Below are 11,008 nucleotides of genomic sequence, written 5' to 3' on the forward strand. Positions count from 1 at the left end.
TGCTAAATGAAGGAGGTCTTGTTATTAAATGGGAGCGTAAGATTAAAAACAAAGGTAATGCTGTTTATTAAATTTAGCTGCGTAGCAGCTTATCAGCTTGCAAAACAGCAATTAGCGAACTGCTACGGCTGGTAAAGAAAATTTGTAATTCTATCAATGGTACAAACGTTATCATCACCTCAGACCACGGTTTTTTATACCAACGTCGCCCCATTCAAGAGGCAGACAAGCGACCCCTACCAAGTGGTGAAGCAGTATTGGAAAGCAAACGCCGCTACCTGTTAGCACGAGAACAGCTGAATGACTCAACCTTACTGCACTTTAACCTTCCCTATACAGAAAATGGCACAGTTGCGATCGTTCCCCGTGGTAGTTTACGCTTTGCCGTCCAAGGTGCAGGAGCGCAGTTTGTCCACGGCGGGGCATCTCTCCAAGAAGTCTGCGTACCAGTTATCACCTATCATCACCAACGGGCGGTTAAAGGAGACGAAGGCCCAGCCCGGAAAGTAGGGGTACAGGTAAGTGCCAGAGTTCGGCGGGTAACGAATAATCGTTTTACATTGACATTAGTACAAAGTGATGCAGTTGAGGGGAGATGGCGATCGCGTCAAATTACAGTTGCTTTCTACGATCCCCAAACTAATACACTGATAACAGATGTGCGAGGAGCAAACTTAAGCAGCACTAGCCCACATCCGAGCGATCGGGAAATTAACTTAAGGTTGACCGTAACTACTGCTAATCCCCCTAGTAACGTCTATTTAATAGTTAAGGATGCAGACGATGAGAGTGAATTGCTCCGAGAAACCTGGGCAGTTAGTTTAGGAATCGCTAACGACTTTGGAGATTTCTGAGCCAATATAGTCACAAGATTTTAGATGTTGGATTATTAACCAACTGACTTCAATCATCTCAGAATAATCACCAGCAGTTCATAACCCTTGTATGCATGACCTGAATCAAAAGCTAAACAGCATTTACCCTGGAAAGGTAGTACGTAAAGACCTGACTAAACGTATTAAAGAAGGTGCTAATGTACCAGTGTATGTGCTGGAATACCTACTTGGTATGTACTGCGCCACCGACGACGAAACCACCATTGAGGAGGGCGTTACTCGTGTAAAAAACATCCTGGCACAGAATTACGTCCGTCCTGATGAAGCAGAACAGATCAAATCTAAAATTCGGGAATTGGGACGATTCACCATCATTGACCGGGTAACGGTAACACTCAACGACAGAGATGATATCTACCAGGGAACCTTAATGAACCTGGGTGTCAAAGGCGTAGTCATTGATCCAGAAATTGTCAAACCCAACCAAAAGCTTCTGGGTGGTGGTATCTGGTGTATTTTACAACTTGAATACGAAGCCGGAACCAAACCCAGCCCCTTCATTGTCGGAAGCCTCAAACCTATCCAAATGCCTAGTGTGGATATGGATGAATTGTTTGCGGGTCGCCCAGCTTTTACCCGCAGTGAATGGATTGACCTGCTGATTCGGTCAACAGGACTGGAACCCACTACCGTCAGCGAAGATGTAAAATGGCATCTACTTGCCCGTTTGGTAGCTCTTTGTGAAAATAACTACAATTGCTGTGAACTAGGCCCCCGTTCTACAGGTAAATCCCATGTCTACAAAGAAGTTTCTCCTAACTCAATCTTGGTTTCCGGTGGAAAAACTACAGTAGCGAATCTTTTCTACAATATGTCCAATCGTCGCGTAGGACTAGTAAGTTTATTTGACGTGGTTGCCTTTGATGAAGTAGCAGGCATGAGCTTCCATGATAACGACGGTGTGCAAATCATGAAAGACTACATGGCATCAGGTTCTTTTGCACGCGGTAAGGCGGAGATTACCGCTAATGCTTCTATGGTCTTTGTCGGCAACATTAATCAAAGCGTGGAATGCTTAGTGAAGACCTCACACCTGCTGGCACCTTTCCCCGAAGCCATGATTGACACCGCCTTCTTCGACCGTTTTCACGCTTATATTCCTGGCTGGGAAATCCCCAAATTTAGCCCAGAGAATTTTACCAACCAGTACGGGTTTATTGTCGATTACTTAGCAGAGTGGCTGCGGGAAATGCGTAAACGCAGTTTTGCCGATGCCATAGACCTCCACTTCAGACTAGGTAACAATCTTAAGCAACGAGATGTTCAAGCAGTTCGCAAAACTGTATCAGGGCTGCTGAAACTGCTTTTCCCAGATGGCTCATTTAGTAAGGAAGATGTGCGCGAAGCCCTAGTGTATGGGCTGCGGGTGCGACGGCGGGTGAAAGAACAGTTAAAGAAAATTGGCGGAATGGAATTTTACGATGTGCATTTCAGCTACATCGACTTGGAAACTCTAGATGAGCATTTTGTCTCAGTACCGGAACAGGGCGGTTCGAGCTTGATTAGTCAGGAAATGCTAACTCCCGGTCACTTGCACTTTGTCAGCACTGGGGATAGCGGCATAATCGGAGCATTTAAACTTGAACTGCAAGCAGTACCTGGTGGTGGCAAGTTAGTACGCACTGGTGTAGCGACGGCTGGCAAGATGAAGGACAGTTTGAACATTGCGATGAATTACTTCAAAGCTAACGCTCAAAGAGTCAGCAGTAGCATTCACCCAAGTAATTTGAATTTTTTGCTTCAGTTATTAGACTTGCAAGGGGCTGGGGCACCGCAGGAGAGCGGATTAGCATTGTTCGTTTCGTTATGTTCTGCTTCTCTAAAACGAAGTGTTCAAACACAATTTGCGATATTTGGGGAAATGACCATTGGTGGGACGATTACACCCGTCAGTAACCTAGCGGGTAGCCTACAAGTAGCCTTTGATGCTGGCGCTAAACGTATCCTCTTACCAATGGCAAGTGCCGTGGACTTGGGCAGTGTTCCGCCAGAATTATTTGCTAAATTTCAAACATCATTTTACGCTGACCCCGTAGACGCAGTATTTAAAGCGTTAGCAGTCGATTAAAAATCAAGCATGAGAGTCAGGTAATGAGCTAGCCCATCAGCGAGTAATTGTTGACGCAAAGCTGATGGCACCGGCACAGAACGAATTTGATAATTTCCTCTTGGGGACGTGGGTTGCAATAGACCCGCATTTACTAGCACTAGTAAGGTGTTGCTAGCAGCCTTTTTATAGGTGGAGTTTGACCATGCAGCCACAGTTGAATTTTGATCTCGCTTTCCTTCAAAGAAGGTTCGCAAGTCAGCAGTCGTTACGACATAATCAAAACCTTTAATTTTGTCCAGCAGGACTTCAGCGATGAGTTCGCGCAGAAGGCGGTGTTCTTGCAGAATCAGGAACAATATGGTGAATCGACGGGTATCAGGGTTACTAGTGGCAATTAATTGAATATATTCCTCTGGCACTTGTTGAAGGCGTTTGAGAACAGTTTGTAGCGCCCGCTCACGAGAAACTTGGGAGCGTAGTTGAAATAAATCATCCACCAATACCCGTTGCCGAATATCTTCCTGGGTTGCACCTTGGTACATCAGTTCAGCAACTCGCAGGGTTTCAGTCAAAACAAAAGCGTGGTTAGTACGAGCAGCATAAGCCGTTTCAGTCATAGTAGTAAGAGTAACAAAGACAGGCAGAAACCTTTCTCAAATCCAGACGGTAAGCTATCGTACAGCAATAATCTTGCTGAGGAAGGTTTTTGGCATCCTACTATGTAAGTCTCCCTTGATATATTCGTCAAGCGTGGTAGCTAGAAATTTATATAGGAATCCTGTTTGAGTCTTGCTGGGTATACTGACACTCTAGCCTTTGTCAGCCAAGGTTTAGACTTTTGTAGTTAAGCTTTTTTGGACACTCTACGCAAGCGATCGCATCACACATCATTTTCCCTGACTTGGAGGAATTTTACCCTCATTTTGGGCTTGTTTGATAGCTCGTTTCACAATTAACACTGCCATCTGAGACAAAGAACGCTCCTCTGCATCAGCCAACAATTGTAGGGCTTCTTTGTCTTCTTCTTCCATGTAAAGAGTTACTGTTACTTTTGCCATTTCATCATCATAAGCAATTTTGTTTGTTTTTATATTAAACACATAAAAACACACTAAAAAACATAAATGCGCTTTGTTTTAGCGTATAATTACTGATAAGTCAAAAGCCAGCCATCAACTTTCTCAGGGCGGATGCTGGCTTTTGGCCCCCATATCACAGGAGACATTTTCCATGTTAAAGCCTGTTAGCTACAAAACAGATCAACACAGAGCTTATCAACAAGCTTTAGATGATTTCGGCATCACAGAATTACTAGCAAAGCTCAACAACTACTCTGATGCTAACTTTGATAGTGCCTGGATACAACTCCAGCAACAAGAAATAGAAAGTCTAGCTGCGATTCTGATTTCTCAATTAACTTACAGCCTCAATGGTAAGTTGATTACCGCTTATCTCAATCTCATCCGGCACAGTAACCAAGATATAGTCCCAAGCTTGATTAACCTCAAATGCCCTGACGCATCTATTGAGCTTCCCGCTAACTTTCCCGATGTAGCAAAGACACCCAGATTTTTATATGGCGATCGCTTGCGTTGGCTCTCCAATGAAAGCAATACTGACTGGGGTATTGTCATTGGTAGATTTTATAGCTTTGCTTGCGATCACTGCTGCTGGAATTGGTGTTATCTGATTTGGTTGAGCAAAAATAGCCCCAGTGCTACTTGGACTTCTGCCGATATTGCTTGGGAAGAGGATTTAGAACCAATCAGCGAGGAAACAGACTTATGAATCCTCATCCATTCAAGCAGCGAGAACAAGATTTGATGCAACTCTACAGTTACTGTCAACTGGGCATGACTCCGAAGCAGTTTTACTCCAAATGGCAGGTAAACTACGAACAAATGGCTCAGATTTGCGATCGTTCCCTTTCCACCGTTCGACGCTGGTTTGCTAGAGGTAAAAACTACCGCCGCCCCATGCCAGCCGATTTACGCCACCTGGCGCTGATGAACTTTTTGCTGGGACACTTTGAGGATATCCCCGAAGAAGTGTTGCAGAAGCTTTGTTTTCCAGACAAGAGTGAGTAGGAATTGAATCTAATTTCAATATCAATTTGATATTTCTTGCCAGCCACCGTCACAGTAGGCTGGCTTTTGTCTTGGAAATTACAGATTTTACCAGGAGAATTCGATGACCTACCTTGAAAAGCTCAGTCCTTGGTGTATAGTCCGACTTAAACCTAATATGCAGAACCAGATTATAGCTCGTTTTCGTCGCCGCAGTGATGCAGAAGCTCATCTACAAGTTTTGCGCCGACTCATCCCCAGCGTAAGTTTTACACTAATTTTTAATGTGGTGTTAGAGCAACAAGATTTGACTGCTTTAAAGTAACATCAGGCATAAAACACTTACCGCAAAATCCTTCCATTAAGTTTGTCAAGATAAGGAAGGATTTTGCAGATTAATAGGCTTTTGGATAACAAGTAAATTGAGTAGCGATCGCATTTATGAAAGATTGGAGCAAAAATCCAAATTTATAAATTTATACAACGCGATCTAGCTAAAAGTCTTGATATTACTATAAATTTACACTAAGTATTTCAATAAAAATTAGGCAAATTATAAAGTTTTAGTCTTATAGTTTTGTCTGGACAACTAAAACAGAATCTATCAGTAAATTTCCTGTCTTTGCACGTAAGTCTTGGATTGCTTGGTTCAGCACTTTAACTGCATCCTGGTGTTTTGTTTGTTTACCCAACTGAAATGCCTCAGAAATAACTTGGTCACAAGCATCTGCCGATGCCATTCTACGACATACCAAGTCAAATCCAGCATGGTCAATTACATGAATTATTAGCTGCTCTAAACAAATAGCTTTTTTATACAATCTTTGTTTAACGTCGTTGAAGCTAGATAATGCTAACGATTTTTAAAATCGTTTATCTGACGTAAGCAAATAAAAATCTTCTTCCGTTTGAGTTGCAGCAACAAGTAAAGCCTCACCCACATCAATTCCATCTGTACAAGCTAACATTTGGTATTCTGAAGTACTACAGATAGCATAGTCATCTATTGTTTTACATCTATCCGTTATTTGTTTCGCCCTTTCTATGCTAGTCGGTTTAAATTGCTTACTAATTTTTCGAGAACCGCTAAAAACTTTCGCCGCAGTAGGCAATATACGAATATTTTCGTTTTTAATATTTAAGCTAGCAACCATTTCCCAAAAGATTTGGTAGGCTGCCAGCTTTAAAATTACATCGTTATCTGTAAAATACAGCAGCAAAGACTTGCTCCTATTTCACTCCTTTACTTAGGAGCAATTATACTCCTGTTACGAGTTTAAGGTATTCTTCGCTGTCTGTGTCTAATTTTTCCCAATTTAGCTCTTTTTCAAGATAACTATTGATTTTAACTGATGCATTAGCTACAGGTTCAATTATCTTTAATGCACCTTGGGCAATTGCCCAGTCTTGTTTTTGTTCTGCTTGCCAAGCATAATTTAATGCTAAAGCGCCAGGATCTACTGCATCTTTATTGCCTAATTGCCGCACCATTCGCGTTAGTTGTATCGAGTCAGATATCTTAGCCCATGCATATTTATTTTTCTCCCCAAAAAGAATAACCTCAGCAAACTCATTTGCTTCTTGCTCTTCCTTATCTTCTGCTTCTTTAACTATCTTTTCATCAATCAGAACACAGTCCTTAACATGACCACTAACGATATGCCCAATTTCATGAAGAATGATAAAAAGCAAGTAAGCAGAGTACCTACGATTAGAACTAAGTACAATTACTGGACGGTCATTAATCACTGCCGCCATACCATCCATCTTAATGCTTCCTTTAGGAAACTCAGAAAAATGGACTACTGGAATACCACAATTCCAGCAAAATCTGAGAATAGCATCAAGGTCTATGTAAAAATTATTTTTCAGGATAAAATTCCTAATTTCAAATGCATTTGTTGCCATATCTGTAAAAGGTCTTTTACAGGCATACGTAACCATCTCAGCTACGCGAGTAGCTAGCCCTTGAGCAACAATTAACCGGCTCTCATCAGAATTTTTTTGTATCTTCTTAAATTTAGGGCGAATTACTTGCTTAAAAGTAATAGGAGCATCAGGATCAAGAACTGATGCCATATCTAGCCCTAAACGTTTAGCAATACGTCCTGCCGCTTCTAAAACAGCTACAGGATTATTTTCAAGTTCTGCATCCCACCATTCAGGTAAGGCTTTTTCTTGAATAAACTTTGGCGGTAATCCCACTTTTGATAAGCGTTTATACAGCATTGGCATTTCAAGGGTTTTATTCATAATTTCCCTCCTCTGCCTATTCTCAATATGTGGCCCCTTGTTATGAATTACAAAAAAATTAATATAACGACGTTATCTATATAGTGACACCATTATGCCACGATGAAAATTGCCTTTACATTGAGTATGCAAATATGCAGCAAAAAGAACCAGAGTTTTAAACAGACTATTCCTTTAATTATAGTACATTTGTACTTAATCTATACAGCTATCACTACTAATAATCAAGAATCAGCATTTAAGCTTCTCAAGTTAATAACAGGCTTCTGATACGCTGCCATTTCCGCAAACGGTCTTCGACACCTATGACAGCACCCATCCTCCCACAGCGCAGGCATTTTGAGAGGAGCTTCACAATTTGGACACTTCGCTAAAAGTTTGAGTTCGTGGCGATCACACTTCCACACCGACTTATACTGCCACTCAATTCTGTGACAAGGCGCTTCAGCATAACAAGCCCCACACAAGCGAATTGGCTCATGCTGCATTCCCACTCCAGCAGGTGGTAACATCTGGGCTAACCTTTGGGCATCCACTTCTACTACAGATGCGATCGCTTCCAATTCCTGTTGACTAGGGCGAGGGTTAAAATGAAATCTTTCCCACCGTGCCACTACAGCACCAATCCCTGCCAAACTACCCAACCCACTTGCGGATAAATGGTTGGCACGTCTGAACCTGCCAAGAAAGTGGCTCAGGCTTTCCCCTTCATAGGGTTTAATCAAGAATAGCCAAGGCTCAATATTTGTTGCTGCCATTATTTGTACTCCCTAGCTGCTTCCTGTAAAACAGCCTTGTCAATCTTCTTCAATCCCCTTGATAAAGAACGGATTGCTGCTTCTCTAAGAATTTCATCCAACCGCCCAATGTAACCTTCTGTTGCCAAAGTAAGAATTTCGAGCATAGCTTTGCTGATTAGATTAGACGCAACAGGTAGCTTCAAAATATTATCTTCCCAAGCTTTTACTGTCTTTTTAAAATCATCTCCTGACAACTTCCCAAAACGATGACAAGCCCGAAAACGATTGTAAACTTGCTCATCTCGCTTCATCACCGCATCCAAACGATCTGTACCCACCAAGACAACAGCAATTCCTAACTTGTCATAAATATCACGCACATCAGCAAATGTTTCTGGCTTCAAACGGTCAGCCTCGTCAATAATTAGCATTTCTACTCCACATCCTTTGAGTACTTCCATCGCTCTTCCACGGAAATCTGATACAGTCCCCTTTGTTGCCCGAAAATTCAGGTACTCAATAATCTCTTTGAACAAATCTTTAGAAGTACATTTTTGATTGGGTTCAATATAAACCACAGGAACAATTGGAGGTCTTCCAATTTCTTTCAATGGTTTATGCCTTAATCTATAGGCATCACAAGCAACTGTCTTGCCAGTTCGTGATTCCCCTACAACTCTACAGGACTGCCTTGCCTTGCGTTTGCCATGCAACCACTCATGGAGCTTTTTTACTTGTTCTAGCGGCACAACAATGCTTTTACTTCTAAGACGAGCAATTTCAGCTTGTAACCACTCATCGTCTAGTTTTACCCCACCTAACTGCTGGGCGATCGCTTGAGCTTCTGTCATTGTTTACAACCCATATTCTTCACGAAGTTGTTCATAGTCCCACACCTCAATGTCTTCGTATTGAGAGTGAACCTCAGTAGTAGATTCCACTTCATCTGGTTCAATTATTTCGGAAGGTAAGGATTCTGTTTTACTTTCATCAACCGCAGCAGATCGCAAAACAGCCTGTTCCAATTTTTGACGCTCTTTACGACTTTTCTTGGTAGCTACAAGTGCATCGCGGTCAACAACTTCTTGTAATAATGATTGGTTACTGATAGTTTTCCCTGCGGTACGGAGTCTGCGACTTGCTGCCTCAGCCTCATCTAATGCCAGCTGCTCTGTCTCCAAACCTTGAGCGTGAGCGCGAGTTAAAAATACTTCCTGATTTTTCTCTTGGCGATAAACCAAAATTGTTGTAATGTCTCTGGGATCAAACCTTAAGTTGACAGTTTCTCCGGCATAACCTGCCAGATATTCTCCTCGATACATCAAGTTTTGGAACTGCAAGCAACCACCTCTTTGTACAGTGCGCCGTGATTGCTTCATTAAACAGATATCCAAATCTCGTTCTGGTATTGGTACTGGTACTGTAGGCAAACCTGCTTCCCAACGTTCAAAGCGAGTTTGGTCGCCCATCCGCGCATCAATACTTTGGTTGTAACGATCTACGATGTAACGTACAAGTAACTGTTCTAGTTCTCGTAAAGAAAGTCTTGCGTCTTTCTCCGCATCTTCTGGGCGTTCCTGTACATTAGATCCGGTGTATCCAGGAAGCGTGGAAAATAGTTGGTCATTTAACGTTTTGAAAGGACGTTCCACTACTCCACCTTCAGAAGGGCGACGCTCTTTCAGAGCCGCTTCGCTAACGCGTAAGTGACAGACAAACCCTAATTGCGCTCCAATCTGACTCAAGTGGTTAGAGCGAAAGTCTTTACCGCCATCAGTATAAAAATGTTCTGCCTTACCATAGGTTCCCCACTCACAATGTAGTTTGTACTCGAAACCGTACTGTTTGGGTAGAATTGCATGGCGTAACGCTAATGCTACTACCTCAGAACTGGGTGGATCAAAGCCCAAGTTGATACCCATGATGCAACGAGAGTAAGTATCAATTACTGTTGTTAGCCAGGGACGACTTAGTAATTCACCATGTTGATCCACGAGCAACACATCTACACGGGTATGGTCACATTGCCAAACATGGTTACTGTAATCAACTGATAAATCTTTCCCTTCACGGGTTTTAACTGAAAGCGTAGTTCCTCTCCATCCAGGGCTACGAATACTCTTGGCTTTCTCTTGCTTTTCTAATATGGGCGCTAATACCCGTAACACGGTTTTGTAATTGGGCGGCTTAGAGTCCTTTAACTCACGGGCTTTAGCCTCGACTCTGAGAGCAACTTGTTTAGGGGTCATACGTTTACTACCCTTGTTACCCTCGTTGTAGGTTTTGGTAATGAATTTTTCCCAAAACTCACCAATGCGATGTTTTCCTTTATCAGCCCTACCTGTTTGAGTGAGTCCGACTAAGCCATCGTGTTCCCAGTTTTTCACCAACCTTTGTACCGTTCGTAACGATACACCTAGTTTCTCTGCTGCTTCCCGCAACTTTTGTCCATAGGTTGTGCGATCGCAGGGTTCCAGTAAACTTTGGATTACCTCTAGCCTTGAGTTGGGCTGACTCTGAGAGTTGTGTGGCAATTACATTTTTCTCAAGAGTTATATCGCTTTCTCCTAGTAAGCCTTCTATAGGAATTGCCGAGGGATGAACAGCTAAATCAGGATTTTGCTGACTGTTCATAATGCAAAGCTTTTTTATAAAAACATATTGTTATTCTACTTCAACAGAAAGCGACAGTCAATTTGTCATTATGAAAATACACAAAAGCTTTTTTATCTCTGATGAAGCGACAGCTAATTTGTCACTATTACCCAAAATGACAGCTAATCTGTCACTGTCAAGATGTTATCCTAATACTACTAAAACGCTGTAACCTATACTGAGCAAGATTTTAATGGATGACATTAATTTGTCTCGACGACAGATAATTAGTCACTGTACATAATCTGTCAATATCAGGACTTACGCAACTGTCACAAGCGACGGTGCGGCTGCGCCGTACCGAGCGCCAAACAACTAGACAATAAACATGGGAACATTCGGGCATTT

14 protein-coding genes are annotated in these 11,008 nt (G+C 42.3%); 5 read left to right on the plus strand and 9 right to left on the minus strand.

Going from position 1 to position 11,008, the window contains the following annotated elements; all coding sequences use genetic code 11:
- Nucleotides 1–140: 140 nt before the first annotated feature.
- Both V7K79_RS19450 and brxL read left to right on the plus strand, forming a co-directional pair.
- Nucleotides 141–854, plus strand: a complete 714-nt coding sequence (locus V7K79_RS19450) for a hypothetical protein (RefSeq protein WP_335049644.1) — start codon at nucleotides 141–143, stop codon at nucleotides 852–854.
- A 91-nt stretch (nucleotides 855–945) separates the two neighbouring features.
- A complete protein-coding gene (brxL, locus tag V7K79_RS19455; protein WP_335049634.1) occupies nucleotides 946–2,964 on the plus strand; it encodes a protease Lon-related BREX system protein BrxL in 2,019 nt (672 codons plus the stop codon).
- On the opposite strand, the gene V7K79_RS19460 is transcribed toward brxL, so the two are convergent.
- The gene (locus V7K79_RS19460) at nucleotides 2,961–3,563 is read right to left on the minus strand and encodes a BrxA family protein (RefSeq protein WP_012411910.1); all 603 of its coding nucleotides are present in this window, start codon (nucleotides 3,561–3,563) and stop codon (nucleotides 2,961–2,963) included. The two genes, brxL and V7K79_RS19460, sit on opposite strands and share 4 nt — an antisense overlap.
- A gap of 270 nt (nucleotides 3,564–3,833) precedes the next feature.
- Nucleotides 3,834–4,046: a ribbon-helix-helix domain-containing protein gene (locus V7K79_RS19465; protein WP_335049635.1), complete on the minus strand. Its 213-nt coding sequence runs from the start codon at nucleotides 4,044–4,046 to the stop codon at nucleotides 3,834–3,836.
- Between the two features lie 130 nt (nucleotides 4,047–4,176).
- Here V7K79_RS19465 and V7K79_RS19470 point away from each other — a divergent pair, with 130 nt between their 5' ends.
- From V7K79_RS19470 to V7K79_RS19480, 3 genes are all read left to right on the plus strand, one after another.
- On the plus strand, nucleotides 4,177–4,734 hold the full coding sequence (locus tag V7K79_RS19470) for a hypothetical protein (protein ID WP_335049636.1): 558 nt from the start codon (nucleotides 4,177–4,179) through the stop codon (nucleotides 4,732–4,734).
- Nucleotides 4,731–5,033 (plus strand): helix-turn-helix domain-containing protein, encoded by a 303-nt coding sequence (locus V7K79_RS19475; RefSeq protein WP_335049637.1) that lies wholly within the window; start codon nucleotides 4,731–4,733, stop codon nucleotides 5,031–5,033. The genes V7K79_RS19470 and V7K79_RS19475 overlap by 4 nt, the downstream gene beginning before the upstream one ends.
- Before the next feature lie 103 nt (nucleotides 5,034–5,136).
- Nucleotides 5,137–5,337 (plus strand): hypothetical protein, encoded by a 201-nt coding sequence (locus V7K79_RS19480; protein ID WP_335049638.1) that lies wholly within the window; start codon nucleotides 5,137–5,139, stop codon nucleotides 5,335–5,337.
- Nucleotides 5,338–5,581: 244 nt separating this feature from the next.
- Here the strand turns inward: V7K79_RS19480 and V7K79_RS19485 are convergent, their stop codons facing one another.
- The 7 genes from V7K79_RS19485 to V7K79_RS19515 all read right to left on the minus strand — a co-directional run bounded on the left by V7K79_RS19485 (nucleotide 5,582) and on the right by V7K79_RS19515 (nucleotide 10,639).
- Complete coding sequence (locus tag V7K79_RS19485) at nucleotides 5,582–5,833, minus strand: hypothetical protein (protein ID WP_335049639.1); 252 nt, start codon at nucleotides 5,831–5,833, stop codon at nucleotides 5,582–5,584.
- Between the two features lie 42 nt (nucleotides 5,834–5,875).
- Nucleotides 5,876–6,232, minus strand: a complete 357-nt coding sequence (locus V7K79_RS19490; RefSeq protein ID WP_335049640.1) for a hypothetical protein — start codon at nucleotides 6,230–6,232, stop codon at nucleotides 5,876–5,878.
- Nucleotides 6,233–6,269: 37 nt separating this feature from the next.
- Entirely contained in the window at nucleotides 6,270–7,265 is a 996-nt protein-coding gene (locus V7K79_RS19495; RefSeq protein WP_335049641.1) for an ImmA/IrrE family metallo-endopeptidase, read from the minus strand.
- Nucleotides 7,266–7,489: 224 nt separating this feature from the next.
- Nucleotides 7,490–8,023: a TniQ family protein gene (locus V7K79_RS19500; RefSeq protein WP_335049642.1), complete on the minus strand. Its 534-nt coding sequence runs from the start codon at nucleotides 8,021–8,023 to the stop codon at nucleotides 7,490–7,492.
- Entirely contained in the window at nucleotides 8,023–8,856 is an 834-nt protein-coding gene (locus V7K79_RS19505; RefSeq protein ID WP_335049643.1) for a TniB family NTP-binding protein, read from the minus strand. The genes V7K79_RS19500 and V7K79_RS19505 overlap by 1 nt, the downstream gene beginning before the upstream one ends.
- A 3-nt stretch (nucleotides 8,857–8,859) precedes the next feature.
- Complete coding sequence (locus V7K79_RS19510; protein ID WP_335049645.1) at nucleotides 8,860–10,446, minus strand: Mu transposase C-terminal domain-containing protein; 1,587 nt, start codon at nucleotides 10,444–10,446, stop codon at nucleotides 8,860–8,862.
- On the minus strand, nucleotides 10,343–10,639 hold the full coding sequence (locus tag V7K79_RS19515; RefSeq protein WP_335049646.1) for a hypothetical protein: 297 nt from the start codon (nucleotides 10,637–10,639) through the stop codon (nucleotides 10,343–10,345). Before V7K79_RS19515 ends, V7K79_RS19510 begins: the two co-directional genes overlap by 104 nt.
- Nucleotides 10,640–11,008 lie beyond the last annotated feature (369 nt).

It is taken from the genome of Nostoc sp. (genome assembly GCF_036917575.1).
Taxonomy (GTDB): domain Bacteria; phylum Cyanobacteriota; class Cyanobacteriia; order Cyanobacteriales; family Nostocaceae; genus Nostoc.